The organism is Mitsuokella multacida DSM 20544, assembly GCF_000155955.1.
Lineage (GTDB): Bacteria > Bacillota > Negativicutes > Selenomonadales > Selenomonadaceae > Mitsuokella > Mitsuokella multacida.
On the sequence record NZ_GG697142.2, the window covers coordinates 33,646 to 60,444 of the forward strand.

28 protein-coding genes and 2 tRNA genes are annotated in these 26,799 nt (G+C 59.3%); 20 read left to right on the forward strand and 10 right to left on the reverse strand.

From position 1 onward, the window contains the following. Positions 1-38: 38 nt before the first annotated feature. Positions 39-488 (reverse strand): transcriptional regulator PerR, encoded by a 450-nt coding sequence (perR, locus tag MITSMUL_RS06955; RefSeq protein ID WP_005841267.1) that lies wholly within the window; start codon positions 486-488, stop codon positions 39-41. Between the two features lie 235 nt (positions 489-723). On the opposite strand from perR, the gene MITSMUL_RS06960 reads away from it, so the two are divergent. Beyond that, positions 724-812 (forward strand) — tRNA-Ser (locus MITSMUL_RS06960). Between the two features lie 108 nt (positions 813-920). On the opposite strand, the gene rpmF is transcribed toward MITSMUL_RS06960, so the two are convergent. Then, positions 921-1,100 carry a 50S ribosomal protein L32 gene (rpmF, locus tag MITSMUL_RS06965; protein ID WP_005841269.1) on the reverse strand — a complete coding sequence of 60 codons (180 nt, stop codon included), beginning with the start codon at positions 1,098-1,100 and terminating at the stop codon, positions 921-923. Between the two features lie 305 nt (positions 1,101-1,405). Here rpmF and MITSMUL_RS06970 point away from each other — a divergent pair, with 305 nt between their 5' ends. Beyond that, a complete protein-coding gene (locus tag MITSMUL_RS06970; RefSeq protein WP_040636261.1) occupies positions 1,406-2,665 on the forward strand; it encodes a DAK2 domain-containing protein in 1,260 nt (419 codons plus the stop codon). An 88-nt stretch (positions 2,666-2,753) separates the two neighbouring features. On the opposite strand, the gene MITSMUL_RS12135 is transcribed toward MITSMUL_RS06970, so the two are convergent. From MITSMUL_RS12135 to MITSMUL_RS12965, 4 genes are all read right to left on the reverse strand, one after another. Next, the gene (locus MITSMUL_RS12135; protein WP_005841272.1) at positions 2,754-4,268 is read right to left on the reverse strand and encodes a GGDEF domain-containing phosphodiesterase; all 1,515 of its coding nucleotides are present in this window, start codon (positions 4,266-4,268) and stop codon (positions 2,754-2,756) included. Between the two features lie 90 nt (positions 4,269-4,358). Next, positions 4,359-5,411, reverse strand: coding sequence for a transporter substrate-binding domain-containing protein (locus MITSMUL_RS06980; protein ID WP_040636004.1), 1,053 nt, complete (start codon positions 5,409-5,411; stop codon positions 4,359-4,361). A gap of 32 nt (positions 5,412-5,443) precedes the next feature. After that, on the reverse strand, positions 5,444-6,037 hold the full coding sequence (locus MITSMUL_RS06985; RefSeq protein WP_005841274.1) for a hypothetical protein: 594 nt from the start codon (positions 6,035-6,037) through the stop codon (positions 5,444-5,446). A gap of 251 nt (positions 6,038-6,288) precedes the next feature. Next, a complete protein-coding gene (locus MITSMUL_RS12965) occupies positions 6,289-6,510 on the reverse strand; it encodes a hypothetical protein (protein ID WP_156779536.1) in 222 nt (73 codons plus the stop codon). 64 nt (positions 6,511-6,574) lie between these two features. Between MITSMUL_RS12965 and MITSMUL_RS06995 the strand changes: the two genes are divergently transcribed. The 4 genes from MITSMUL_RS06995 to MITSMUL_RS07010 all read left to right on the forward strand — a co-directional run bounded on the left by MITSMUL_RS06995 (position 6,575) and on the right by MITSMUL_RS07010 (position 9,965). Beyond that, the gene (locus MITSMUL_RS06995) at positions 6,575-6,778 is read left to right on the forward strand and encodes a hypothetical protein (protein ID WP_005841277.1); all 204 of its coding nucleotides are present in this window, start codon (positions 6,575-6,577) and stop codon (positions 6,776-6,778) included. 191 nt (positions 6,779-6,969) lie between these two features. Next, positions 6,970-7,743, forward strand: coding sequence for an acetolactate decarboxylase (gene budA / locus MITSMUL_RS07000; protein ID WP_005841278.1), 774 nt, complete (start codon positions 6,970-6,972; stop codon positions 7,741-7,743). Next, positions 7,743-9,257, forward strand: a complete 1,515-nt coding sequence (locus MITSMUL_RS07005) for a sensor histidine kinase (protein ID WP_005841279.1) — start codon at positions 7,743-7,745, stop codon at positions 9,255-9,257. Before budA ends, MITSMUL_RS07005 begins: the two co-directional genes overlap by 1 nt. A 6-nt stretch (positions 9,258-9,263) precedes the next feature. Further along, positions 9,264-9,965, forward strand: coding sequence for a response regulator transcription factor (locus tag MITSMUL_RS07010; RefSeq protein WP_005841280.1), 702 nt, complete (start codon positions 9,264-9,266; stop codon positions 9,963-9,965). 72 nt (positions 9,966-10,037) lie between these two features. Here the strand turns inward: MITSMUL_RS07010 and MITSMUL_RS07015 are convergent, their stop codons facing one another. Then, the gene (locus MITSMUL_RS07015) at positions 10,038-10,643 is read right to left on the reverse strand and encodes a PepSY domain-containing protein (RefSeq protein WP_005841282.1); all 606 of its coding nucleotides are present in this window, start codon (positions 10,641-10,643) and stop codon (positions 10,038-10,040) included. Between the two features lie 203 nt (positions 10,644-10,846). On the opposite strand from MITSMUL_RS07015, the gene MITSMUL_RS07020 reads away from it, so the two are divergent. The 9 genes from MITSMUL_RS07020 (at position 10,847) to MITSMUL_RS07060 (ending at position 18,064) form a co-directional block, all read left to right on the forward strand. Continuing rightward, positions 10,847-10,923: transfer RNA gene (locus MITSMUL_RS07020), tRNA-Arg, on the forward strand. A 149-nt stretch (positions 10,924-11,072) separates the two neighbouring features. Next, positions 11,073-12,707 (forward strand): hydroxylamine reductase, encoded by a 1,635-nt coding sequence (gene hcp / locus MITSMUL_RS07025; protein ID WP_005841283.1) that lies wholly within the window; start codon positions 11,073-11,075, stop codon positions 12,705-12,707. A gap of 208 nt (positions 12,708-12,915) precedes the next feature. Next, a complete protein-coding gene (locus tag MITSMUL_RS07030; RefSeq protein WP_040636006.1) occupies positions 12,916-13,344 on the forward strand; it encodes a cyclic nucleotide-binding domain-containing protein in 429 nt (142 codons plus the stop codon). Next, complete coding sequence (locus MITSMUL_RS07035) at positions 13,302-13,595, forward strand: cyclic nucleotide-binding domain-containing protein (protein ID WP_156779537.1); 294 nt, start codon at positions 13,302-13,304, stop codon at positions 13,593-13,595. Before MITSMUL_RS07030 ends, MITSMUL_RS07035 begins: the two co-directional genes overlap by 43 nt. A gap of 4 nt (positions 13,596-13,599) precedes the next feature. Further along, positions 13,600-14,232 carry an ABC transporter ATP-binding protein gene (locus tag MITSMUL_RS07040; RefSeq protein ID WP_005841287.1) on the forward strand — a complete coding sequence of 211 codons (633 nt, stop codon included), beginning with the start codon at positions 13,600-13,602 and terminating at the stop codon, positions 14,230-14,232. Further along, positions 14,204-14,875 carry a heme exporter protein CcmB gene (locus MITSMUL_RS07045; protein ID WP_005841288.1) on the forward strand — a complete coding sequence of 224 codons (672 nt, stop codon included), beginning with the start codon at positions 14,204-14,206 and terminating at the stop codon, positions 14,873-14,875. The genes MITSMUL_RS07040 and MITSMUL_RS07045 overlap by 29 nt, the downstream gene beginning before the upstream one ends. A 33-nt stretch (positions 14,876-14,908) precedes the next feature. Further along, positions 14,909-15,565 carry a cytochrome c biogenesis protein gene (locus tag MITSMUL_RS07050; protein ID WP_005841289.1) on the forward strand — a complete coding sequence of 219 codons (657 nt, stop codon included), beginning with the start codon at positions 14,909-14,911 and terminating at the stop codon, positions 15,563-15,565. Further along, positions 15,555-15,923 (forward strand): cytochrome c maturation protein CcmE domain-containing protein, encoded by a 369-nt coding sequence (locus tag MITSMUL_RS07055; protein WP_005841290.1) that lies wholly within the window; start codon positions 15,555-15,557, stop codon positions 15,921-15,923. Before MITSMUL_RS07050 ends, MITSMUL_RS07055 begins: the two co-directional genes overlap by 11 nt. 23 nt (positions 15,924-15,946) lie before the next feature. Continuing rightward, positions 15,947-18,064: a heme lyase CcmF/NrfE family subunit gene (locus MITSMUL_RS07060; protein ID WP_005841292.1), complete on the forward strand. Its 2,118-nt coding sequence runs from the start codon at positions 15,947-15,949 to the stop codon at positions 18,062-18,064. Positions 18,065-18,165: 101 nt separating this feature from the next. Here MITSMUL_RS07060 and MITSMUL_RS12140 read toward each other — a convergent pair whose 3' ends face one another. Both MITSMUL_RS12140 and MITSMUL_RS07070 read right to left on the reverse strand, forming a co-directional pair. Continuing rightward, the gene (locus MITSMUL_RS12140) at positions 18,166-19,044 is read right to left on the reverse strand and encodes a hypothetical protein (protein ID WP_005841294.1); all 879 of its coding nucleotides are present in this window, start codon (positions 19,042-19,044) and stop codon (positions 18,166-18,168) included. Continuing rightward, positions 19,037-19,918, reverse strand: a complete 882-nt coding sequence (locus MITSMUL_RS07070; protein WP_040636007.1) for a LysR family transcriptional regulator — start codon at positions 19,916-19,918, stop codon at positions 19,037-19,039. Before MITSMUL_RS07070 ends, MITSMUL_RS12140 begins: the two co-directional genes overlap by 8 nt. Positions 19,919-20,284: 366 nt before the next feature. Between MITSMUL_RS07070 and purB the strand changes: the two genes are divergently transcribed. From purB to MITSMUL_RS07095, 5 genes are all read left to right on the forward strand, one after another. Continuing rightward, positions 20,285-21,643 (forward strand): adenylosuccinate lyase, encoded by a 1,359-nt coding sequence (gene purB, locus MITSMUL_RS07075; protein WP_005841298.1) that lies wholly within the window; start codon positions 20,285-20,287, stop codon positions 21,641-21,643. A gap of 23 nt (positions 21,644-21,666) precedes the next feature. Continuing rightward, positions 21,667-23,082: a DASS family sodium-coupled anion symporter gene (locus MITSMUL_RS07080; RefSeq protein WP_040636008.1), complete on the forward strand. Its 1,416-nt coding sequence runs from the start codon at positions 21,667-21,669 to the stop codon at positions 23,080-23,082. A 134-nt stretch (positions 23,083-23,216) separates the two neighbouring features. Then, positions 23,217-23,705, forward strand: a complete 489-nt coding sequence (locus MITSMUL_RS07085; RefSeq protein ID WP_005841302.1) for a cytochrome c3 family protein — start codon at positions 23,217-23,219, stop codon at positions 23,703-23,705. Next, positions 23,698-24,990, forward strand: coding sequence for an ammonia-forming cytochrome c nitrite reductase subunit c552 (locus tag MITSMUL_RS07090; protein ID WP_005841304.1), 1,293 nt, complete (start codon positions 23,698-23,700; stop codon positions 24,988-24,990). The genes MITSMUL_RS07085 and MITSMUL_RS07090 overlap by 8 nt, the downstream gene beginning before the upstream one ends. A gap of 157 nt (positions 24,991-25,147) precedes the next feature. Further along, on the forward strand, positions 25,148-26,005 hold the full coding sequence (locus MITSMUL_RS07095) for an AraC family transcriptional regulator (RefSeq protein WP_005841306.1): 858 nt from the start codon (positions 25,148-25,150) through the stop codon (positions 26,003-26,005). Positions 26,006-26,184: 179 nt separating this feature from the next. Here the strand turns inward: MITSMUL_RS07095 and moaC are convergent, their stop codons facing one another. Next, the gene (moaC, locus tag MITSMUL_RS07100) at positions 26,185-26,718 is read right to left on the reverse strand and encodes a cyclic pyranopterin monophosphate synthase MoaC (RefSeq protein ID WP_005841308.1); all 534 of its coding nucleotides are present in this window, start codon (positions 26,716-26,718) and stop codon (positions 26,185-26,187) included. Positions 26,719-26,799: the final 81 nt, after the last annotated feature.

Consider the following 26,799-nt stretch of genomic DNA (forward strand, 5'->3'; position numbering starts at 1 on the left):
ACGTTTGTGTCAGCTTTTTTGGTGAAGAGGGGAATGCCTCAGTGCATGGTCTTGGCGTTCGTTGCATTCTTAGCCTGGCATTCCGGGCAGACGCCGAAGAAGTAGAGCTGGTGATCCGAGAGGGCGTAGCCCGTCTCATCCTTGACCTGCTCATAGACGCTTTCCGTGTTGAGTGCCGGGACATCATCGACGCGGCCGCAGCAGGTGCAGCGGATGTGCGGATGATGGCTCGTGTCGGCATCGTAGCGAAAGGCTTCCTCACCGACATTGAGTTCCTGGGCGAGGCCGAGGTCGCAGAGGATGGCCAGCGCCTTGTAGACCGTGGCGAGGCTCATCGTCGGGTAGAGCGGCTGCAGCTCCTTGTAGATCGTATCGGCATTGGGATGCGCTTTCGTGTGGGAAAGCATGTTGTAGACGGCAAGGCGCTGCGGTGTTACCTTGAAACCGGCTTCGCGCAGACGACTCGTCAATTCGGTAGAAGTCAGCATATCATCACCTATCTCTTTCTCTTGATATCCACCTGACAGCTTAATCGGGTACAATAATGGATAATAAGTATTTGTAAGATTATTTTACCTGTTGTTTGCTATATTGTCAACTAGTAATCGTTCTTTTCTATGGATAGGTCTTAGAGGAGAAGATGCGCAGGCGAAAAAAATGCTTTACATTTAGGAGAATGTATGATATCATACTTTATGTTCTTCAGCGAACGCGGAGGAACACGGAGAGGTGTCCGAGTGGTCGAAGGTGCTTGACTCGAAATCAAGTGTGGTTAATAGCCACCGTGGGTTCGAATCCCACCCTCTCTGCCATTTGCAAATCAGTCCCTGCAGGCTTGCGGGGACTTTTTTAATGCCCGCATCGCCGCAGCGCATGCAAAAAGAGCCAGGCATCCGATGGGGATGTCTGGCTCTCTTGCCTCATTCTGCTGCCTTGACGACCTCTTTGCCGTCGTAGTAACCGCACTCCGGGCAAACGTGATGCGGCATCTTCGGCTCGTGGCACTGCGGGCAGGCAACGAAACCGGGAGCATTGAGCTTCCAGTTGGCGCGGCGCTGATCGCGGCGTGCCTTGGAAGTCTTGCGCTTTGGTACTGCCATTTGATTTTCACCTCCGAGGTTATGCGTTCCTTCAGTGAAATCCATGCAATGGGTTGATGCTGGATGGATTCATTTCACGTGAATTATGTGATTTGACACATATATCTATGATAGCTGTTTTTGGCGCAGCTGGCAAGTGAAATTTTCTTTTTTCACGATTTTTTCTCGTGCGGGAGGATTTTTGGAAATATATTTGAAATTTTTGTGGAAATAGAGGTGTTTTCTCTTGCGCCGCGAATTATAATAGAAGTAACAGTCCTGTTTTGGCAAAGCCAGGGCAGCAAAAAGAAACGGGTGTGATGAACATGACAGGAAATAGAGAGGTAATCACGGGCAGTGACTTCAAGCGCATGGTATCGGGCGCTTACAGTGAATTCCTGCTGGAATATGAGGAGATCAATGCGCTGAAGGGCGCGGGCCACATGCCGGGCACGCACATCCTGCGCACGATGGGCGCGGCGGTCATGCCGCTTTCGGATACGAAGGACGACAGCATCGGCGGCTTGGCCCGCCGCATCGCGACGGCGGCAGTCTTCGGTGCGCGCGGCAGCGCGGGCGTCGTGCTCGCGCAGATGTTCCGCGGGCTCGGCAAGGGGCTCTCGGGCAAGTACAACGCGACGTCGTCAGAGTTCGGCAAGGCGTTCCAGTACGGCATCCTCTATGCACAGCGCGCGGTGCCGGAGGAGCCGGAGCAGCCGCTGATCATGGTGGCCAAGGCCGTGGCCAAGGGCGCGTACCATGCCGTGCGCGCGAACCTGCCGATCTCGGAGATCCTGCAGGCGGCCATCGAGGCGGGTAAGCAGGCCCTGGCGCAGATCGGGCAGGAGGATGCTGGTGCGCGCATTATGTTCACCTTCCTGACGGGCTGCCTCAAGGGACTCGACGGTAATTTCGTCTCGCCGACGGTCAGCCTCTCGCTCGGACTCGAGGCCGGCCAGCTCGGCCTACCGGATCCGCGCCAGGACCTCGTGCGCCCGTATTGCGTGCGCTTCACGGTCTGCAACACGCGCGTGGATGTGCCGGAGTTTGAGCGTCATCTGCGCGAGTACTCGAGCTTTGCGCTCGTCGAGCGCCACGAGAAGGGCATCGAGGTCCACCTGCACACGGACCACGTCGGCAAGGTCGTGGAGCAGGCGGTCGGCTGGGGGCCCATCAAGAACCTCCACATCACGAACATGAGTGAGGGACATGTGCTCAGTGCGCACGGCGCGCTGATGCGCGTCGCCCTGCTGGCTGTTGCCGAGAACAAGGTGCAGGCGCGCGAGATGCAGGAAGCCGGCGTCCACATCATCGTGAGCGGCGGCGAGAGCAGCTGCCCGTCGGTCGGGGAGCTCGTCAATGCGGCGCACAGCGACCTCGCCTCGTCGTACGTCATGCTGTCGTGGAGCCGCGACTTCCGCCTGGCCTTCCGTCAGGCCAAGCGCCTCCTCGGCGATCGCGTCGAGCTCGTCCTCTGCCAGGACAAGATGCAGCAGGCCAAGGCCATCAAGGCATTCGATCCGGAGAAGGACGCTGCTGAGAACAGCCGCATCATGCAGCAGGCGGCCGGCGTTGCCGAAAGCTGATGGCGTGCAAGTACTGGCATACTGACATACACAGAGAAAGCAAAGACCTGAGACATGAAGTCTCAGGTCTTTTTTCATCTGTATGCTGTTAGATGTGCTGCAACAGGAAGAGCTCGAATTCCTCTTCAGGCATTGGCTTGCCATAGAGGTAGCCCTGCCCCTGATCGCAGCCGCAGCTGCGCAGCATGTCCTCCTGCTCGCGCGTCTCGATGCCCTCGCAGATGACGGTCATGCTGAGTGCGTGGCCGAGGTCGATCATGCGCGCGAGGACGGCCTGCATGCGCTTAGTGCCCTGTGAGGCGAGTAGCAGCGAGCGGTCAATCTTCATGACGTCGAGCGGGATGGCGTTGAGCAGCGTGAGGTCGGAGTAGCCGCTGCCGAAATCGTCGAGGGACAGGCGGAAGCCCATCTCGTGCAGTGCACGCATGACGTGGAGCGCGTGCTGGCGGAGTTCCGGCGTGTTGAGGTCGAAGGCCGTCTCCGTGAGCTCGAGCTCGATGTCCCTGGCCTCGTAGTAAGTCTTGAGCCGCTGCATGTAGGTGAGGTAGTTCTTCTCCTGCATGTGCAGGCGCGACTGGTTGACCGAGATCGTCACGACGGGGACGCCCGTCGCGTGGCGCCGCTTCTGAAACTCCATGACGCGGCTCAGCATGTAGAAGTCGAGCTGTGTGATGAAGCCGTTGCTCTCGAAGCGCGGGATGAATTGGCCCGGCGCAAGGAAGCCGAGCTCGCGGCTGCGCCAGCGCACGAGTACCTCGGCACCGATACATTTCCGCGTCACAAGGTCGTACTTTGGCTGGTACCAAACCTCAAATTCTTTGCGGGCAAGTGCCCTCTGCTGCAGGCTGTCGATGCGGCTCTGGAATTCGGCTTTCTGTTGCAGCTCGGCATTGTAGAAGCAGATGGGATGCGCCTCGTGCAGGGCGAGGTCGGCGTGGTTCATCGCGTCGGCGATGGGAAGGCCTGGCCTCAGCGGGCAGATGCCGACGTGGAAGGTGATGTGCACGACGAGGTGGCCGATGCTGATGTATTCATTCAGGTGCATCAGTTGCGTGAGAGCCTCCTGGACCTGCTCCTGGCTCGCAAAGGCATCCGTGCGCATGAGGAACAGGACCTTGCCCGTGCTGGTGTGTACGGCGGGCAGCTTGGCCCATTCGGTCTGCTGGAGCGTCGCCTCCATGCGGCGCAGCAGTTCGGTGATGACATCCTGACCGTACGTCTCGACGAGGATGTCGCGGCGGCTGATGGCAATCTTGACGATGGCGAGCCGGCTGTCCGTGCTGTGTTCCTTGAGATAGTGGCCAGCCTCATCCCGGAACCAGCTGCGGTTGTGGAGCCCTGTCTGGAGGTCTGTGTCGATGATGCGCTGCATCTCCCTGAGGTGGCTGTTGCGCATCTGGGACTGTCGCCCTACAAGGAGAAGCAGCGTAAAGAACAGGAGCAGCAGGCCCGTGATGAAGTACTGCGGATAGGCGTAGAACAGCGACTGGATGCTCCGGCGCTGGTCGAGCTTCTGCTCGTAGAACGTCGTGTAGTCGAAGATGCCATTGGGACCGATGAAGCGGATCTCCTTGTCGAGGATGGTCAAGAGCTCTGGCTCCATGCGACTCGCGACGCCGATGGCGACATCTTGCGAGAATGTGAGGACACCGCTGGTGACGAGCTCTGGGAAATCACCCTGCCAGATGTTCTGCTATGCCGTCTCCTGCCGCAGGAAGGCGATGTCGGCATCGCCGCTGCTGACGGCGCGCAGGCATTCCTCAGCCGTCGCATAGTGGCGAATCTGGTCTTTGCCGTAGCGCTGCAGCAGGACGTAGTCGGTCGTCTGCTTGGGCAGGCAGGCGATGCGCGGCTTTCTATCGAGCTTGCCGCGCCGCGTGACCGTCGTGTAGTAAGAAGTCAGGTAGACGGCCGAGAGGTCCATATCGTGGGCGGCCGCCCAGCCGACATCCCAGTCGGCATTGAGCAGGATCTGTGCCTCGCCGGTGCCGAGGTCCTTGTAGGCTGACGCGTAATCCTGCTCGATGACGAGGTGCAGCTCGATGCCGAGGTCATGCTCGAGCCGGTCGACGAGCTTCCGCATCGTGCCCTGCAGCTCGCCGTGTTCATCGACGTAGGCAAAGGGCGCCTCGCGCGCGACGACGACTGCCGAGATGACGGGGTGGCGCTTGAGGAAGCGCTGTTCTTTTTCCGTCAGGCGCAGTTCGGAAGCGCCCCTCTGTCCGTAATAGATCTGGTAGAGATGACTGACGAAGTACGGCCGGTTGGCGATGAGCTGATCGGCCGCGAGGTCGAGCTCGCGCATGAGCTCGGGATTGTCCCGTCGCACGGCGAAGTGGAGCTGGTTGACGCGATAGGGCATCAGCTCACCATGGAAGTTGGCCTCATCGCTGGCCCTGCCCATCATCAGGCGCGAGAAGAGCATGGTCTCTGCTCGCTTTTGCGTCTTGATGACGCCGGCCAGGACATCGATATCACCTGCTTCCAGGCGCTGCTGGCATTCCTCCCAAGTGCCCGGCACGAAGATGACCTCGCGGCCCGCATAACTGCCGAGTGCCTGCATGAAATCCGTCTCCATGCCGTGGAAATTGCCGGATGAATCCTCTGTGATATCCGAGCCGAATTGATGGATTCCCACGCGCAGCAGCGGCCTCGCTTCTGCGCGCGCTGCCGCGAGCAAAAGGCTGAGGTTGCAGGCTATGGAAATGAAAACGATGATGATGGAACGAGCGTATCTTCTCTTCAAGAGATCTCTCCACATTGTCCGGTTATCCTCTCTCAAATGGCACCTGGCTTCACGGTGACCGTTTCATCGCGCTTGACCGTGACCATCTGCACGAGGCAGCTGCGCGGTCCGACATTGAAGAGCTCGAAGGACTCCCAGTTGGGCAGCTTCTGGCGAAGCTGCTGCTTGTCGTCGAGCTCGGTGAGATTCTGCGCCGCATCGCGGCCGTAGCTGTCGAGGATAACGAGGAAATACGTCCCCTCGGGGATACCGTGGAATTCGTATTTGCCGGTCTTCTTGTCGGTCATCGTATGGTAGACCGGCGCATTGGCAGGGATCTTCCCGAAGCGGTACCAATCGTCGATTTCCTTGCTGCTGAGTTCATCGTAGGTGAAGTCCTTGCCGATCAGCCAGACATCGGCCTCTTTGTCGTGGAACTTGTTCTTGGGCGCAGCGAGGTCCCAGCTGATGCCACCAGCCGAGGCGTCGGGCGCCGAGGCAATCTTCATGCCTCGCTCGGACCCGTGCGTGTAGACAGAGCCGGTCACCGTGCCGACTGCCGGTGCGGCAGAGGCTACCGGCAAGGATGCAGCTGCGCTCAGCGCGAGGGCGAGGCCGATGACAAGGCACTGATAGAATTGTCTCATGATGAATCCCCTTCTGTTCAAATCAATATGATGTAATGAATCCTATCCTATTCTACAGCAGGGAACCGTTCCTTGGCAATCCTATCCATCACATCTTTAGCAACCCATCGCGAAGGATTTTGTGCATAGACAGGTGCAGAAATGAAAGAAATCCGCTATAATATGAAATAGGATTTTTACTGAGATTCCTGCGGTAATGGGGAGGGGCTCTCATGCAAAACATAACGAAGTGGTTCAATGTCTTGATCCAATCATGGAATACGATATTCTTTGGCTTTCTGGCCTTTGGCGGATTCTATCTCTTGATGCAGGGAAGCTTCCTGGCTGGCGCACTGCTCCTGCTCATCGGCTTTGCCGGTGCGTGGTTCTGTCTGCAGCAGGCGCAGAAGTGGAATGATGTCAAAAAAGAGGATATCCCCGATATCAAGCAGAATCTCTGGAAACGAAAAAAGAAATAATTTTTTCTTGAGCAAAAGTGTGTTTTTGGCGTATAATAAAAAAAGAAATTTTCATTTTTTGAGAAAGGGAGATTCGATTATGGCAAGAAAAGCAAATTATGAGGAAAAGATTGCAACCCTGCAGGCAAAGATCACGAAGAAGCAGGAAGAGCTCAAAACGCTGAAGGCTCAGCTGGATGAAGTCAAGACGAAGAAGGCCCAGCAGGATTACAAAGTGCTCGTCGAGTACATGGAGCAGAACAACCTGACGGCTGAGGACGTCCTCGGCGCAATCAAGGAGTAAGTCTCGGACTCCACTCGGCCCACAGGGAACTGTGGGCCTTTTTGGTTGACGGGGAGAATCTTTTTTACAATCTTTCCCATGTGGACGCGGCGCATAGCATGTTCACTTAGGTCTATGCTATAATGAAAAATAATTGAACACAATTGTACTGAATAAAGAAAAATTTCATTCTACTATAGTGAGGAACTCTTATGACACAACATTCTCTGCGCCCACGCGATGTCAGCGGCATCAAGGAAAAGCGCGATCCCGTCTACCAGATCTCGACGCTCCAGTCGCTGATCCTCGGCAACTACTACGGCTGCCTCTACATCGAAGACCTGCTGAAGCACGGCGATACGGGCATCGGCACATTCCACGCTGTCGCGGGTGAGCTCATCGTCATCGACGGCCACTGCTACCGTATCCTCGCGGACGGCTCGGTCATCGAGGCGCAGCCGCTCGATACGACGCCTTTTGCGAGCATCGCGTACCTCGAGGAAGGCCATACCATAAAGTTCGGTGCGATGGCGACGGCAGAGGCCCTGCGCAATGCGCTCGACGACAGCATCGAACTGCTCGGACCGAACAGCATGTACGTCGTGCGCATCGACGGATACTTCAACCGCGTGGCCGCGCGCACGGAGCTCTACCAGCATGAACCCTACAAGCCGTTTGCCGAGGTGCTCGAGACGGATGAGCGCCGCTTCGCCTTCGAGAATGTCGAGGGCTCGCTCGTCTGCTTCTACTTCCCGCCGTTCATGGACGGCGTCAACACGCCGGGCTGGCACTTCCACTTCATCAATACGGCGCGCACGTTCGGCGGCCACGTCTTTGACGTCGACATGGTGCACGGCACGGCGACACTCAATAAGACGGACCGCTTCATCCTCGACCTACCGAGCAATCAGGCCTTCCAGTATGCGGACCTCGCGAACGCCTCAAAGGATGACATCCACAAGGTCGAGCAGGGCGGTGGTGACTGATGCGCTGGCGCGACTTCTCGCTGCGCAAGCGCCTCTGGCTGGCGAATCTCCTGATGATCGTCGTCCCGCTCTGCGCGCTCCTGGGGCTTGGCTCGCTGCTCATCGGCATCCTGCACCTGGCGGATGCCGACCACCTCGGGCCACTCTCGCTGCTCTGGCCGGAGCGGGGTCCCTCGCTCTCGATCGAGTACCTCGTCAGCGACATGCGCGCGCGGGCCGATGACCACAAGCGCCCCACATCCGGCAAGCAAGAGGCGCTCAAGCAGAAATTCCTGGAAGACTGCCGCCTCCTGGAACAGCAGGGCGTCAGCCTCGCCATGCTGCGCGACGGCCAGCTGCTCTACGTCACGCAGGGCAGTGATGCGGCGCGCCTGCAGGCGGAGACGCAGCGGCTGTTTGGCCAGAGCCGCAGAGCGGAGCTCTGGACGGAGGACGTCTTTGCCATGCGCTACGTCTCGCCGAAGAGTGGCCTGACAATCGTCGCGCTGGGCAAGATTCCGCCGCGCCTGCCAGAGGCCTCGCGGGGCATCCCGTGGAAGACCGTGCTCGAAATCGTACTGGGAATCGTCCTGCTGACTTTGGTCGCCATCATCCTGTGCCTCGGCCGCTATCTGTCGCAGCTGCTCGACAAGCAGGTGCTGGCGCCGCTCGCTGAATTGCGCGCGGCATCGGCGGCCATCCGTCAGGGCAATCTCGAACAGCCCCTGCAGGTGAAGGCCAAAGACGAGATCGGCATGGCCTGTGCGGATTTTGAGCGCATGCGGCAGGAGCTCTCTCATGCGCGCGATGAGCGCATCCGCTACGAGAACAATCGCAAGGAGCTCATTGCGGGCATCTCCCACGACTTGCGCACGCCGCTGACGGCCGTGCGCGGTTACGTCAGTGCGCTGCGCGATGGCATCGCGCGGACGCCGGAAAAGAAGCAGCACTACCTCGACATGCTCTACGACAGCGTCCTGCTGCTCGAGCGTCTCGTCAACAACCTGTTCCTGTTCTCCAAGCTGGACCTCGGCAAAGTGGACTTCCAGATGGAACCCGTCGGCATAAAGGCGTATCTGTCGGAGTACCTGGCTTCGGTTGCCGCGGAGCGCGAGGTAGACTGCCATCTCACTGTGCCAGAAGGGCTGGCAGGCGATGCGGTCTGCATCGACCGGCTGCAGTTCCAGCGCGTCCTCGACAACCTGCTGAGCAACAGCAGGAAGTACAGCCAGCCTCAGCGCGCCGTCATCGACATCGCACTCCGGGAGCAGGGCGGCGGACTGGAGATCGCTTGGCAGGACCACGGCTGCGGCGTCGCGCCGCCGCAGCTGCCGCGCCTCTTTGACAGCTTTTACCGCACGGATGCGGCGCGCTCGCATGTCGCTGACGGCAGCGGCCTCGGGCTCGCAATCGTCAAGGAAATCGTCACAGGCATGAAGGGGCGCTGCTCGGCAGAGACGACGCCGGGCGGCGGCCTGACAATCGTCCTCTGGCTGCCATTGTTTCGTGAAGAAGAGGAGAAATGGAAAGGGTAAGGCCCGATGAAGAAGATATTGATTGTAGAAGATGACGATAAGATCGCGGAGATCGAACAGGACTACCTGCTGGCCAACGGCTTCGAGGTGGAGCGCGCGGCCGACGGGCGCTCCGGCCTCGCCATGGCCCGCCAGGACCAGTACGACCTCATCCTTCTAGACATCATGCTGCCCGGTCTCGACGGCTTTGCCGTCTGCCGGGAACTGCGCCGCTACAAGGAGGTCCCCGTGCTCATGGTGACGGCGCGGCAGGAAGAGGTCGATGTCCTGCGCGGGCTCGGCGTGGGCGCCGACGACTACATCATGAAGCCGTTCAATCCCAATGAACTCGTGGCGCGCGTGCGCTCGCACATCGCGCGCTACGAGCGCATCCTGGCCAGCGTCAAACCGGAGCAGCACGTCGTGAAGAGCGGTGCTCTCGAGATCCAGCTCGACGCGTACCGCGTGTTCCTGGACAAGAAGGAAGTCCCGTTCACGCGGCGCGAGTTTGAGCTGCTCGCCTTCCTTGCGGAGCATCCGAACATCGTCTTCAGCCGGGAGGCGCTCTTCGAGCGGGTCTGGGGCGCAGAGGCACTCGGCGACTCAGCGACGGTCATGGTGCATATCAACCGCATCCGAGAGAAGATCGAAGAGGACCCTGCGCATCCGCGCTACCTCGAGACCATCCGCGGCGCGGGGTACCGCTTCCGCCTCGCGACGCCGGCATGAAAGAAAAGCAAAAAGCCGTGGGATCCATCTCGGGGGATGGAGTCCACGGCTTTTCCTTTTGAGAGGTTCTCGTTAAACCGAAGCGCGGAGAACCTTGCCGGATACGGCATCGATCTCGACGCGATAGCGCACGTCGCCGACATTGCAGTTGACGCGATAGACCGGGCGGAAGTCAGGCGCATGCGTCGCCTGCTGCGGCGCCTGGGCATCCGGTCCCTGCGGTGCACGCGCATCAGCGGGGGCGCTGCCATCTGGCTGCTGGCGCGCTTCAGGTCCTTGTGGCCCCTGCGGCTCCTGCCCACGCTGCTCATCCCTGGGCTGGCCCTTCTCATGCTTGTCGCGGCGCTCGCCGTCCTTCTTGTCTCTCTCCTTGTCCTTCTTGCCGCCATCACGCGCATCTGCAGCGTTCATCAGGGCAATCTGCTTGAAGGTGATGGCCGTCTCATCCTGGCCGATGGCCTCGGCCGTGATGGAGCGGATGGCGCTTTCGTCGAGCAAGGTCAGGGAACGCGACGATGCCTGTGCCGTGACGAGTGCTGTGCGCGCCTGCTGCTGCAGATGTATGGCCTTTTCCTGCGAGTGATGGTACCAGGCTCCGGCCCCGCCGAGCACGGCGATGATGACGGCGGCGATGCCGGCTTTCTTGGCAGCGGCTTTATAGTTGATGTGAAATTCCATGATGATGACCTCCTTGTATGTGTCGGTTATGATTCCTCTTGTGTTTTGATCTGCTTATAGTCTAAGGGATGGAGCTAAACGCCAGCTAAAGCCAGATGGAACCCTCCCTAAAATCGATCCTGCCATGACAATCGCGTGCGAGCCCTTGAGATGGAGCAGAGCACTTGCACGATGGGCTGCCTGTATGATAAAATAATATTGTTGCGGTTGTAGCTCAGTTGGATAGAGCGTCCGCCTCCTAAGCGGCAGGTCGTGAGTTCGACTCTCACCAATCGCACCAGAATGAAAAGACATCCCGTCCCGTTCATCCGAATGGGACGGGATTTTCTATTGTAACAATCGTTACAGAAATCCACCCCGCCTTTCTGCTATGATAAGGTCAATGAAACAAGAGAGTCCAATGTGTGTTTGATATAAGGAGAGTTGATCATGGAAAACAAGATGTTTTGCTTTCAGTGTCAGGAAACGGCCGGCTGCAAGGGCTGCACGCAGGTCGGTGTCTGCGGCAAGAAGCCGGAAGTCGCTGCGATGCAGGACCTGCTCATCTATGTGACGAAGGGCCTGTCCGCTGTCACGACGCGCCTGCGCGCTGAGGGCAAGCCGGTCTCGCGCGAGGTCAACCACCTCGTGACGGAGAACCTCTTCATCACGATCACGAATGCGAACTTCGACCGCGAGGCCATCATCAAGGCCATCGAGACGACGCTCACGGTCAAGGCTGAGTGCCTGGCAAAGCTTGCGAGCCGCGAGAACCTGCCGGAAGCAGCGCTCTACAATGACGGCCGCGATGGCTTCGATGAGAAGGCCAAGAAGGTCGGTGTCCTCGCCACGGAGAATGAGGATGTACGCAGCCTGCGCGAGCTCACGACGTACGGCCTCAAGGGTCTCGCCGCTTATGTCAAGCACGCTAACGCCCTCAATCAGGAGAACGAAGCAGTCGATGCATTCATCCAGTCGGCTCTCGCGCGCCTGCTCGACGACAGCCAGACGGCAGAGCAGCTGACGGCGCTCGCGCTCGAGACGGGCAAGTACGGCGTTGACGGCATGGCCCTGCTCGATACGGCCAACACGCAGGCTTACGGCAATCCGGAAGTCACGACGGTTGACCTCGGCGTTCGCCAGAACCCGGGCATCCTGATCTCGGGCCACGATCTGCGCGACCTCGAGATGCTGCTTGAGCAGACGGAAGGTACGGGCGTCGATGTCTACACGCACGGCGAGATGTTGCCGGCTCACTACTATCCGAAGTTCAAGCACTACAAGCATTTCGCTGGCAACTACGGCAACGCTTGGTGGAAGCAGAAGGAAGAGTTCGAGGCATTCAACGGCCCGGTCCTCCTGACGACGAACTGCCTCGTCCCGCCGAAGGATTCCTATAAAGACCGCATCTTCACGACGGGTGCTGTCGGCTTCCCGGGCTGCACGCACATCGAGGCAAAGGCAGACGGCACGAAGGACTTCAGCGCTGTCATCGAGATGGCCAAGAAGTGCCAGGCTCCGAAGGAGCTCGAGAAGGGCCAGATTGTCGGCGGTTTCGCACACGAGCAGGTCTTCGCTGTGGCCGACAAGGTCGTCGAGGCAGTCAAGAGTGGTGCCATCAAGAAGTTCGTCGTCATGGCTGGCTGCGATGGCCGCATGAAGAGCCGCGAGTACTACGCAGAATTCGCCAAGGCTCTGCCGAAGGACACGGTCATCCTGACGGCTGGCTGCGCGAAGTACAAGTACATCAAGATGAACCTCGGCGATATCGGTGGCATCCCGCGCGTCCTCGATGCCGGCCAGTGCAATGACTCCTACAGCCTCGCCCTCATCGCGCTCAAGCTCAAGGAAGTCTTCGGCCTCGATGATATCAACAAGCTGCCGCTCGTCTTCAACATCGCTTGGTACGAGCAGAAGGCTGTCATCGTCCTCCTCGCCCTGCTGCACCTCGGCGTCAAGAACATCCACCTCGGACCGACGCTGCCGGCATTCCTCTCTCCGAATGTCGCCAAGGTCCTCGTCGAGAACTTCGGCATCGGCGGCATCACGACCGTCGAAGACGACATCAAGACGATGATCGGCTGATCCCATCCACGTATTCTCTCAAATCCATATACACCTGCAAAGAGCTGCCGCATGGCAGCTCTTTTTACATGTTGCTCTTTCTTAGAAAGCTTGTCTATTTTTAATCATCTTGATGTTGCTCCTGCAACATCAAGATGATTTCTTTGTTGCTATAATACAGATAAATGAAATGATTTATACAATTCAAGAGAATGGGGGAGGGGACACGATGGGAATCTATGATCTGGACCTGCAGGAATTGCCTCTCTTTGAAGGGCTCAAGGCCGATGAGGTGGAGCAGTTCATCCAGGCCACGGGAGCCAAGGTCAAGCGCTACGGCAAGGAGGTACGCATCCTCAAGGCGTACGAGACGAACAGCCGGATCGGCATCATCGTCGAGGGAGAGGCACTCGTCCTTGCGGAGGACCGCTTCGGCAATGAGACCATCGGCCACCGCCTGGAGCGCGGCGCACTATTCGGCTCGACGACGGCCATCCTGCCGGGGTATGCGAGTCCGACGGCCATCGAGGCCGTCTCAGATGTCCTCGTGCTCTGGGTGCCCTATACGGCACTTCTCGTGGCCGGCCCGAGACTCGGCCGCATCCACGCATCGTCATGCGCAACCTGCTCGTGGCCTTCTGCCGCAAGAATGTCCTGATGATGCAGAAGCTCGAGGTGCTCTCGCAGAAGACGCTGCGCGAGCGGCTGATCCTCTACCTGCTGCAGCAGGCGGGCCGCCAGAAGACGGATTGCGTCAAAGTGCCGGGGCGCGTGCAGCTCGCCAAGGAACTCGAGTGCAACAGGAGCGCCCTGACCCGCGAGATCGGCCTGATGAAGGAGAAGGGGCTCTTAGAATGCGGCCCGGACTGGATGCGTCTCGACGAGGCGCGCCTTCGCGAGGAGAGGTGATCGTATGGTCAGCCTGACTTTTTCGGATGTGACGAAGCGCTTTGCCGGCCGCACCGTCATCGAACATCTCTCGGCTGAGCTCGCGGGCGGCACGGTCACAGCTGTCACGGGCGAGAATGGCAGCGGCAAATCGACGCTCCTGAAGATGGCAGCGAAGCTGCTGCTGCCGGATGAGGGAAAGATCGTGGCCAGAGATGGCGGGCAGGAGCTCAGCAAGGCGGCCTACCGCGCGCGCATCGGGCTCGTCACGCCGGAGTTCCACGCCTATCCGAAGCTCACGGCGCGGGAGAATCTCGACTTCTTCCTGGGATTCCGCCGCGCGGCGCCGCTCTCGCCTGTGCAGTACGAGCAGCTGCTCGCGCGCGTGGGCCTCGCCTCCGATCAGGTGGCCGGCAAGTTTGTCGAGCACTTTTCGACGGGCATGCGGAAGCGGCTCCATCTCGCAATCCTGCTGGCCTCGGAGGCCGACATCTGGCTGCTCGATGAGCCCGGGGCCAACCTCGATGATGCCGGGCGCAGCATGGTGCGCCGGGAGGCGCGCAGGGCCGCGGATGCGGGGAAGCTCGTGCTGCTCGCGACGAATGACAGAGAAGAGGAGGCGGTGGCAGATGCATGCATCTCTCTATCGGGCCATTGAGTCAGTCTTCCGCAAGGAAGCCCGCATCTCTCTGCGCTCGCGGTCGTCGTGGCTCGTCGTGCTGATGTTCGCGCTGACGACGCTCTCGTGCGTGAGCCTGCTGATGCAGGGCGACATCCTCGCACCGCGGCTCGCGGCCTCGATGCTCTGGATCATCCTGTTCTTCTCGCTGCTCGCGGGCGCCGGACGCGGCTTTGCCGATGAGGAGCAGGCGGGGACCTTGATGGCCCTGCAAGTCTACGGCAGTTCGCAAGCCGTGCTCTTCGGCAAGGGGCTCTTCATGGCAGTCCTGCTGTTTGTGCTCTCGCTGCTCATCGTGCCGATGTACCTCGTGCTCATGGACATTGCGGTCGCTTCGTGGCCGGCATTCCTCCTGACCCTGCTCGGCGGGACGTACGGCATGGCGATGGCAGGCACACTGCTCTCGGCCTTGATGTTCGGCGCGAAAGTGCAGAGCGGACTGCTCTCCATCCTGATGCTGCCCGTGCTGCTGCCCATCCTGCTGCCGGCCATCGTGCTGACCGCCTCGTGCTTTGCGGGCGAGGCGGTACATGGCTCGTATCTCGTCGGCATCGCGCTCTACGATGCCATCATGACACTGGCCGCTTCTCTGCTCTTTGATTTCCTCTGGTATGAGGATTGATGCGATAAGCTGAAACGATAAGGAGATGATTTGATGAGGTCCTATGAGAAGGGACTGTGGCTGCTCATCCTGCTGCTCACAGCCGCTGTCGTCTATGCCGTATTCTTCCTTGTGCCGCCGGCCATGGGGCTTGGCAGCCTCGTGCGCATCGCGTTCTTCCACATCCCGGTGGCCTGGGTCGCGGTGCTCGCGTTCCTCGTTAGCGCCTGGTACGCCGTGCGCTACCTGCGTCGGCCGAGCGCCCGCTTCGATGCCTTCAGCGCAGAATCCGCCCGCCTCGGACTCATCTTCGTCGTGCTCGCGACCCTGAGCGGCGCCGTCTTCTCGAAGCTGACCTGGGGCTCCTATTGGAATTGGGACCCGAGGCAGACGACGATCTTCGTGCTGCTGCTCATTTACGCGGCGTACCTGACCCTGCGCTCGGTCATCCCCGATGCGCACAGGCGGGCGCGCGTCGCGGCCATCTACGCGCTGTTCTCGTTCCTGACCGTGCCGTTCCTCGTCTTCATCATCCCGCGGTTCTACTTCTCGCTGCATCCGGCACCTGTCATCAACGGCAGCGGCTCCATCGACATGGACCCCGTCATGCTCAAGACGCTCCTGGCGTCGTTGCTGGACATGACGCTGATCTACATCGCCGTGCTCTACCATCGCGTGAACTCTGAAAGAGGTGTGCATCATGAAACGTAAGATCCTGCTCATCGTGCTCCTGCTAGCCTTCGTCGGTTATGCCGGCTGGAGCTTTGCCGATTCGGTCACGCCGTACGTCGGCATCAAGGAGGCGAAGGCGGCGACTTCGTCGAATGTCCAGGTCAAGGGACTGCTCGCACAGGATGCGCCGGCGCCGCACATGGAGGGCGACGACTTCGTCTTCACCCTGCAGGACGAGGAGACGGGGGAGCAGCTTCTCGTGCACTATCACGGCACAAAGCCGGACCAGTTCGATGAAGCGCATCACATCGTGGCCATCGGCAGGATGCAGGATGGCGTCTTCTCTTCGGACAAGCTGCTGATCAAGTGCCCGTCGAAGTACGAGCAGCAGAAGTGAGTACAATTCATGGGGGACTCATTATGATTGGAACAATTTCTCTGGCAACATCGCTATTTTTCTCACTGCTGGCTGTGATGGCATACGGCTATGCGATGCAGGTGAAGGCGGAGCAGGAGCGGGCTGAGCGCTGGGGCCGCGTCTCGCTCTTCGGCTCGTGCCTGGCCGCTGTCATCGCCTCGATCTACCTCTGGGTGATGATCCTCGGCGACCACTTCGAGATTGCCTATGTGGCGAGCTATTCCTCGAAGGAACTGCCGCTCATGTACAAGATTTCGGCCTTCTGGGCCGGTCAGCAGGGCTCGCTGCTCTTATGGCTGCTCATTCACGCGCTGGCCTCGCTCTACCTCTGCTGCCGGCAGCACATGAAGGCGGCGGGGCTCCTGGTCTACGCGCTCATTGAGTCGCTGCTCGTCATCCTCGTGCTGGCCAAGAGCCCGTTCGTCGCATCGGTGACGGCCGTGCAGGACGGCGTCGGTCTCAATCCGCTGCTGCAGGATCCATGGATGGCGGTGCATCCGCCCGTCATCTTCATCGGCTACGCCCTGCTCGCCGTGCCGTTCGCCTACGCGATGGGGGCGCTGCTCAAGGATGAGGATCAGAAGAGCTGGCTGGAGCCGACGCGCAGGTGGGCGCTATTTGCCTGGGGCTTCCTCGGCGCGGGCGTCTTCATCGGCGGCTACTGGGCCTATAAGGTGCTCGGCTGGGGCGGCTACTGGGGCTGGGACCCTGTCGAGAACTCCTCGCTCGTGCCGTGGCTGCTCGCTGGCGCTTTCGTCCACATCCTGCACGTCGCCAAGCGGCGGCCGGCGGCGCTCTCCGTGCTGCACCTCTCGGTCATCTTCACGTTCGCGCTCGTCATCTACGGCACGTTCCTGACGCGCAGCGGCATCCTCGGCGACTTCTCAGTGCACTCCTTCAGCGGCACGAGCATCGGCATGACATTGGCCGTCGTCAATGCGATTGTGCTCATCGGCGGCCTGGCGCTGCTTGCCATCAAGGCGGGCAATCTGCCTCAGGGAAAACTCTATGAGGCGCATGCGAGCCGCGAGTTCTGTCTGCTCTTGGGCGCGCTCGTGCTCGTGTTTATCTCTGCCATCATCTTCATCGGCATGTCGATGCCGCTCTTTACGCAGCTCATCGGCAAGCCGGCCGCCGTCGACACGGACTTCTATGTGCGCACGACGCTGCCATTGGCCATCGCTATGTGCCTCATCATGGCGGCGGCGGGCTGCCTGCGCTACGGCCGTCAGGCAGAGAAGCTCGGCAAGATCCTGCCCGCTGCCCTGCTCGCAATCGGCATCGCGCTCGCGTTCGTGGCGGGTGTGCACGCCCCAGGGCTGCTCGTGCTTGCGGCCGTCGCCATCCTGCTGCTCGGCGCGACCTTCGTCGGCTGGCACCGCGGGATGCTGCGCCTCGGCGCCGTGATTGCGCACGGCGGCGTCGCCCTGGCACTCTTTGCGATGGTGCTCTCGGGCGGTGCCAGCCAGTCGCTCTCGCAGGAGTTCAAGCCCGGCGAGAGTGTGACGATCGGCGGCTATGCGGTCACATATGAGGGCCAGCTCTTCGCCGAAGACGGCACGATGAAGTTCTACCGCTACCTCGTCGACGGCAGTGAGGTGCGGGCGATGACGAAGCTCCACAAGAACGGTGAGGATGCTGCGCGCGAGCCGGCCATCGCCCACACGCTCTTCGGCGACATCTACATCGCGCCGACGCCACCGAGGGGCGCGGACCGCATGGAACTCATCCTCAAGCGCGGCCGCATGGAGATGGGCGACCTGTTCGCCTACCGCTACGACGATGTCACGATGGAGGGACAACCAGACGGCACGACGCTCGTGACGGCCTCGATTGCTGTGACGGACGGCGAGAAGGTCGAGCACGTGCAGCCGACCATCATCGCGACGCGCGACGGCGGCACATCTTCGCCAATCCCTGTCTTCGGCGGTCAGAAGCGCATCCGCCTGACGGGCATCTCCGGCAACGACTCGCAGGCGCGCATCGAGCTCCTGCCATCCGCTGAGGAAGAAGCGCAGGCTGCCGTGACTGCCTCCGTCAGCACGAAGCCCTTCATCTACCTGCTCTGGATTGGGGCAGTCGCCGCATCGGTCGGCTGCTTCGTGGCCATGCGCCGCTGAGCCTCGAGAATATCTCTCCATACGAACAGGAGCTGCTGCTCCCATGGAATACCCTTTGGGACATCCGTGAGAGCAGCAGCTCCTGTTTTTTTGATGCGTGTTCAGTGCTCTGGCGGCAGGCTCAGGCGGTGCAGCCGGTCCGTCAGGTAAGTGAGCGTCGCGAAGCGGTCCTCGATGAGCGCGCAGAGATTGCCATCGTCCGTCCCTTCTAGCGGGCAGTCGGAGACCGCGTCTGCATCTGATGCTGTCGTATTGCCAATCTGCTGTTTGATGGCCTCGAGCGAAGCGCGCTGGAGTAGGCACGTGATGCCCTCAATCTTGCGGGCGAGGGCGAGCAGGCGCTTCGGCGTTTGCTCAGCCGTGGTGTGCAGCGCCTGATACTCGTTCTTCAGATGTAGCTGATGATACTCGGCCAGGCCCGTCAGTAACTGGCAGGCAGAGGTGACAGAGGCTGTGCGACGCCCCGGGATGATGGTGAGGTCAGGGCGCAGATGCTCGCGATAGGGCGGTGCTAGCAGAAGGTCTTTGCCGACGAAAGGCTCGACACCGATGAGCCAGCGGGCCTGCTCGAGCTCGTCTAGCAAGGCAGGCAGGGGCATCTCCTCAAATGCCAGTGGGCGGAAGTGCAGCTCATTTATGCCGAGTTCATGGCACTCTTTAATCAACAGCTCTGTATATGGATAGAGGTTGTTGAAGACATAGACCGTTTCGCCTGCGGGAATCTTGGCGATGTCGAGGAAGAACCGCGTCGTCGGGTGCAGGTCGAAGACATAGAGCTGCGCGGCAGGCAATACCCTGCGCAGACGGTCTTCCTGTGTGACGGCGCAAATATAGAACGTATCCGGCGCTGGCGCCTCAATCTCGGTGGTCAGCATGGTCTCAATCGACAGAGATCGTCCCAGCAAGGCCGATGTGATGCCGGCGATTTCGTGGGCCACGAGTGCACTGCTGCCCACAGCAATCAGACGGGGCTTATTCATGGGATGAGCCTCCTTTTTTGAACAGGTTGAGAAATGCCTCAGCGGCATGTGAGAGATGGTGATTTGTCTTCCAGAAGATGCGGTTCGTAAGGCGAAGTGGCGGTTCCAGCGGGATGGAGGCAAGCGCAGTGTCGTCTTCCACGAGGCTTTCCGGCAGGATTGAGACGCCGCAGCCGGCCGCGACGAGGCCCTTGATGGTCTGCACGCTCTGGGATTCAAAGGCAATGCGGGGCAGGCTGCCGGTCTCCTCGAATGCATCGATGAGCTCTTGGCGGTAGAGACAGTCTTTCTTGAGCAGGATCAGCTGTTCGGCGGAGAGCTCCTTGAGCTCCAGCGTATTGCGGCGGTGCAGGGGATGGCTGCGGCTGCAGCAGATGACGAGTTCCTCTGGTGTGAAGCTCAGGCTGGAGAGCGCGGGATTATCTTTGGGGGCTGGCAGGATGGCGAGGTCGAGCTTGTCCTCCAGCAGAGCTTGCTGCAGGCGGCTCGTGTCCTCTTCGCGCAGGGCTATCTGGATGTCGGGGAAAGCCAGGTGGTATTCTCTGAGTTGATGGACAATGGCGCGCATGGCGCCAAGCGGGGTGAGACCGAGCGTCAGTACACCGCTCGTCAGATTCTTGAGCGCGTGGATTTCCTCGACGGTCGTCGTGATGCCGTGCATGATTTTCTCGACGTGGCTGGCAAAGATGCGGCCCTCGGCCGTCAGCGTGACCAGCTTCTGACTGCGGTCAAAGAGTTGGATGCCGAGTTCCTCCTCGAGGCTGCGGACGGCGTTGGTCACAGCAGGCTGAGAGACATAGAGGCGCTCCGCCGCGCGAGTGAAGCTGCCGGCTTCGCGTACCATGAGAAAGTATTCGAGTTGTCGGATTTCCAAAATATACCTCCTTTACGGTCTTTACGGTTCAAATCCACTTGTTGGGAGCTGTTAACACAGGATTCGTCATATCCGCGCGAGACACCTTCTGGCGGGGTATAAGAAATCTGCTGGAAAAGATAAGAAAAACTTATAGGATAATCTGAGATGATGATAGACGAAGAACCTGATAATCTGTACTTATCCAAAATAGCAGAGAAAACGCGGGATGCCATCAATTCAGCTCTGAAGCAGGCCATCTGCCTTATCCTTGGATAAGGGGCCGGTATTTCCCTTGGCAGGGCATCTGATGGTACGATAGAGCCAGATAAGGAAAGGGCAGGTGCGCGAGAGCCTGCCGTCAGAGATAAGAAAGGGGTTTTTCACATGTCAGCAACGGTCATCGACAGCCAGATTCACGGTTTCCTGTTCGGTACGGAGGAAATGAATGAAGTCTTCTCGGAGAAGTCCTGGGTGCAGAAATGGCTGGATACGGAAGCAGCTCTGGCACAGGCTCAGGGTGAGCTCGGCGTCATCCCGAAGGAGAAGGCCGATATCATCGTGAAGTATGCGAAGGCCGACCTCATCGACATTCCGTCCATCGGTGAGGGCTACAAGAGCTCCATCACGATTGTGCCGCTCCTCAATGCCTTCAAGAAAATCCTGCCGGAGCATGCCGGCGAGTACGTGCACTGGGGTGCTACGAGCCAGGACATTGTCGACACGGGCATGGTTCTCCTGGAGCGCGATGCCTATGATATCATCCTGCGCGATGCTAAGGCATGCCTCAAGGCCATCCTCAAGCTCGTCAAGAAATACCGTGATACGCCGGAAGCCGGCCGCACGCATGTCGTCCATGCCATCCCCATCACATTCGGCTACAAGGCAGCCGTCTGGGCCGATGAACTGGGCCGCCAGATCGAGCGCTTCGAGGGCATGAAGAAACGCGTCTTCGTCGGCGAGATGGCCGGCGCCGTCGGCACGCTCGCCTCGCAGCCGGAGAAAGGGCTTGAGACGCAGCAGCGCATGTTCGAGATCCTGGGCCTCGAGGTCCCGACGATTGCCTGGCATGTCGCGCGCGACAATCAGGCGGAATTTGCCAGCATGCTCGCGCTGCTCGCCGGCACGCTCGGCCGCATCGCGCATGAGATCTTCACGCTGCAGCGCACGGAAATCCTGGAGCTCGAGGAACCGTTCTTCATGGGCAAGGTCGGTTCCTCGACGATGCCGCACAAGCGCAATCCAGCCGTGCTCGAGAATGTCCTGGCACTTCTGCGCAATGTCCGCGGCATCGCGCCGACGGTCGTCGAGAGCATGGTCTCGGAGAATGAGCGCGACTGGGGCTGCTTCATCTCTGAGTGGGAAGCCATCCCGCGCGCCTGCGAGCTCATGGCCACGGCTCTGCACAAGACGAAGTACATCCTCGAGAACCTCATCGTCTACGAGAAGCACATGGAGCGCAATCTCTTCGTGCAGAAGGGCCTCATGATGAGTGAGTGCGTCATGATGCACCTGGCACGCAAGCTCGGTCGCCTGACCTCGCATCACATCGTCTACAATGCCTGCATGGAAGCCTATGAGAAGGAAATCCCTCTGAAGGACGTGCTCATGAAGACGAAGGAAGTCGAGGATGCCTTCACGGAAGAAGAGATCGACTACATGCTCAATCCGCACAACTACCTCGGCCTCGCGCCAGTCTTCTGCGACCGCGTGCTCGCCAAGTACGCTGCCTACGCAGAAGCCTGAGCACTCGTAAGAGGTGAATGAAAATGGATGCAAGTCAAAAGAAAAAGCTGGTTGGCGTCATCCTGCTCGGCGCGGTGATCTGGTTCCTGCCGCATCCTGATGCGATCACGCCGATTGCCTGGCACCTGTTTGCTGTCTTTGCGGCGACTATCGCAGGATTTATCCTGCAGCCATTGCCAATCGGCGCTGTCGCCTTCATCGGCGTCTCAGTGGCCGCGCTGCTGGGTGTCGTCAGCGTCAAAGTCGCGATCTCTGGCTACGGCAACAGCACGATCTGGCTCATCGTCTGCGCATTCTTGCTGGCCCGAGCCTTCATCAAGAGTGGCCTCGGCAGCCGCATCGCGTATCTCATTATCAAGGCTATCGGCAAGTCGAGCCTGACACTCGGCTATGCCATCACGCTCTCGGATTTTGTCATCTCGCCGGCCACGCCTTCGAGCACAGCCCGTGCGGGCGGCATCATCTACCCAATCATCCGCAGTCTGTCGTCCGCGCTCCACTCGGAGCCGGATGATGGTACGGCGCGGAAGTTTGGCGCCTACATCATGCAGATTGAATATCAGGCCAATGCCATCACCTGCGCGATGTTCATGACGGCGATGGCCGGCAACCCGATGGCTGTTGAGCTTGCTGCCAAGACCATCGGCGTCGAGATTACCTGGAGCGCCTGGGCCACGGCCGCCATTGTGCCGGGGCTGCTCTCGCTCCTGCTGATGCCGTATCTACTCTACAAGCTCTACCCGCCCGAGATCCACGAGATGCCGCACGCCAAGCAGATGGCGGTGGAGGCACTCGAGAAGATGGGGCCGATGAGCTGGATGGAGAAAGTCGTGCTCGCTGTCTTCGTCGGCTCGCTGGCACTCTGGGCCACGTCGTCGCTGACGCACATGAATGCGACGGGCGTCGGTATGCTGGCCGTCACGGTCCTGCTGCTGACGAATGTGCTGACCTGGCAGGATGTCCTGCAGGAGAAGGGCGCCTGGAACACGATGTTCTGGATGGGCTCCCTGATTGCCTTGGCCGGTGCGCTCTCGAGCTCGGGCTTCATCAAGGTGGTAGCCGATATGGCCGGTGCGGCAATCCAGAGCGCAGGCCTGAGCTGGCTTGCAGCCTTCATCATCCTCGTGCTCATCTACGTCTATTCGCACTATGCGTTTGCGAGTGTCTCGGCTCATATCGGTGCGATGTATGCGGCCTTCCTCGCCGTGGCCGTGGCTGTCGGCACGCCGCCGCTCCTCGCCGCGATCTCCTTCGCTGCGCTATCGAACATCATGATTCCGCTGACGCATTACGGCGGAGGTGCGGCCCCAATCCTCTACGGTGCCGGTTACGTGCCGCAGGGGACCTGGTGGAAACTCGGCTTCATCATCGTCACGGTCAATCTCGTCATCTGGCTCGGCATCGGCTCGCTCTGGTGGCATGTCATTGGCCTCTGGTAAATCGTAAGACTGTTGTTCCATAAATATTAAATATGAAAAGATTCTGAAAGGTGTTGCGTCAGCAACACCTTTTTCTCTTGTTGAATGATATAATGAGAACAAACAAGGCGGAATAAGAGAGGAGGGAGTCCAGAGTGGAGTTCAAGGAATTATTTCAGAAGCATACGCTGGCTTGCCTGGCGGGCGGCTTCGTCATCGGCGTAGCGGTCTGTGGCATCGGCTCAGCGGCAATGGCCTTCTCGGGATCGCCGGCGTTCTGCGGATCGTGCCATGCGATGAAGAGTGAGGCGGCGACCTTCGCGATGTCCTCGCATCGCGCGCTGGAATGCACGGACTGCCACCTGCCGCACGACAATGCCGTGCACTACATGTTTGAGAAGGGCCGCACGGGCATGATTGATACGTATCATGAAGTGCTCCGCGACTATCCGGCGAACATCAAGATATCGGCAGATGGGCGGCAGACGGTCAACGACAACTGCCTGCGCTGCCATCAGACGACGATGGGCAATGTCCACGCCGATGTCGGTGTCAGCATGGATACGGGCGGTGACTGCCTCAAGTGCCACAGCAGTATCGCACATGGTTCGAATCATCTCGAAGGGGGGATAAAAGTTGAGTAAGCTGCAGAAGATATTGACGGGAATCATAGCAGTCTGCGTTGTATTCTTTGGCTTTGTCGTCGTCCGCATCGTCGCGGCACCGAACGACACGAGTGTCAAGCTCGCTAAGATTCCCCAGGAAAAACAGCTCGGCAAGGAAGCGTATAAAGATGCTTACCCGCTGGAGTACAATTCATTCATGAAGAACAACGACACATCACCGTCACCGACGGGGTACGGCGGTGCGCAGGAGGGCAACTCCCACCTGACGGAACAGCCGGAGATGGTTGAGAACTTCAAGGGCTACAAGTTCGCCATCCAGTACGATGACGATCGCGGCCACACCTATGCGGGCGTGGACTTCAAGAACACGAAACGCCTGCCGGGCCAGAAGGGCAACTGCATTACCTGCAAGAGCTCCTACATGTACGATGTCTACTACAAGCAGAGCGGTTGGGATTATGCGTCCAAGCCAATCGAAGAGGCCATGGGCCCGATCGAGGACGACCAGTGGTTTGGCTGCTCGACCTGCCATGATCCGGAGACCATGGAGCTCCGCGTCTACCAGCAGGGCTTCATCGACTCGATGGCCCGCCGCGGCATCGATGTCAACAATGCCTCGCATAACGATAAGCGCGCTTACGTCTGCGCACAGTGCCACAACGAGTACTACTTCATGAAGGAAGACGGCCGCGTCAATCATCCGTTCGACAACGGACTCGATGCGGAATCCGAGTACCAGTTCTATCAGTCCGGTCAGGCCGGCGGCTTCACGCAGGACTGGATCCATGCAGACTCCAAGGCTCCGATGCTCAAGGCGCAGCATCCGGACTTCGAGACCTGGGCAACGAGCGTCCACGCTGACGCTGGCGTCACCTGCGTTGACTGCCATATGCCGTACATGAGAGAGAATGGCCAGAAGTACACGTCGCACTGGATGACGAACCCGCTGAAGACGACGGAAGAGTCCTGCCTTAAGTGCCACGATGAGAGTGCAGAGACGCTCAAGGCACGTGTCCAGACGATTGGCGACAACACCTTCAAGCTCCAGCGCATCGCTGGCCAGACCGTCGCACAGGCTCACAAGACCATCAAGGCCGCCATGGATGCCGGTGCAACGGATGAGCAGCTCGCAGAGTCGCGCCAGCTCGTTCGCGAAGCGCAGTGGTACTGGGATTGGGTCGCTGCTGAGAATGGCATGGGCTTCCACAACCCGGACAAGATCATGCGCACGCTTGGTCTCTCCATCGATAAAGCACATCAGTGCATTGAGAAGACGAACGCTGTCGTGAAAGGCAGCCTCTGATCCTTGATAGCACTTCTACCACATCATGAGAAAGCCAGCTTGATGAAAAACATCGAGCTGGCTTTCTTGTTGCGCCATCTTATGATACAATAAGGTTCAAATATAGAATGTAAGTACGAATATGAGTGTGTTAGAGATGATAGCAAGATGATAGTGAATGGATAAGATCAAATTTGCGGCAATGCCAACAGAACATGAGAACCGGCTTTATCTGACAACGATCGGAGAGGCGGAAATGATGCCGGGCCAGGTCTGCGGCCCCCGGGTGCGCTCGTACTGCCTGCTGCATTACATCACGAAAGGCAAATGTAAGTTCCAGGTCAATGGCATGACGTACCATCTGCAGGCAGGGCAGGGCTTCTTCATCGCGCCCGATTTCGAGACGCGGTATGAGACCGACGGCGACGAGCCCTGGAATTATATCTGGGTCGGTGCGGCCGGTGAGGAGATGAAGCACCTCATGCACGTGCTGGGCCTGAGTCAGGCGAATCCAATCTTCTCCTGCCATCAGGGAGACCGCCTCGTTCACTGCGTCCGCGACATGCTGCAGCATCGCCAGATGACGATGACGGACCACTACTTCCGCATGAGCACCCTCTACCGCTTCATCGCCATCCTCAGCGAGGAGCGGCAGGTCAACCAGCCACTGGCGAGTGTCAACTCCTACATCGCGAATGTCATGACCTACGTGCGCCACCACCTTCACGAGCACATGAGCACGGCAGAGATCGCCGCGACGATGAACCTCAACCGCAGCTACCTCAGCAGCTTGTTCCGCAGCCAGACGGGCATGACGCTGCGCAGCTACATCCAGCTCTGCCGCATGACGCGCGCCAAGTACCTGCTCGAGAGCACGCACCTCTCGATTGCGAGCATCGCCGAGTCCTGCGGCTACGAGAAGAGCGATTCACTCAACCGGACTTTCCGCAAGACGTATGGCATCAGCCCGGCAGACTATCGCAAATCATTCCTCGCGGACCAGACGCAGTCGAGCCGTAAGCCACACGAGTCGTGAGGCTTACGGCTCAAAACGCGCAAAAAAAGAGAGCCTGCACATCGCATGCGGACTCGAATGAGGGAAAAATATAAGGGGAGATGGATGAGGGGGGAGCTGCTTTTGCAACTCATTCAATCCATCTACGCCTTATGATATAGTGTTTCGAATGAAAGGGCAATCCAATCTTGTTGGGAGAATCACTCCGTTTGTTGGGTTGCTCTTTCTTTTTTGTCTGTTTTGCTTGATTCGGGGCGCAGGTAGATGCCGCTCTTGCCGCCGGTCTTCTTGTCGAGATGGATGCACTCAATCTCCATGCCCTTGTCGAGCGCCTTGCACATGTCGTAGATGGTCAAGAGCGCGACGCTGACGGAGTGGAGCGCCTCCATCTCGACGCCCGTCTGCCCTGTGACCTTGACGGTCGCGCGCGCTTCAACGGCGGATTCCTCAGGCAGCATCGTGAAGTCGACGCTGCACTTGGCGATCGGCAGGGGGTGGCAGAGCGGGATGACCGCGCTCGTGTTCTTGGCCGCCATGATGCCGGCGATGCGGGCCGTGCCGAGCACATCGCCCTTCTTGGCCGTGCCCTGCTCGATGGCCTCATAGACCGCGCGGTTCACGCGGATGCGCCCCGAGGCGATGGCCGTGCGGCTCGTCTCTTTCTTCTCACTGACGTCGACCATGATGGCTTGGCCGCTCTTGTCGAAATGTGTGAGTCCGTTCTCGTATGCCATAGGATCAAATCACCTTTCTTTTCGTTTTGCTTCTTTCTTGCATTTTACCACAAAAACAGGGATGAAAATGTGAAAAATAGG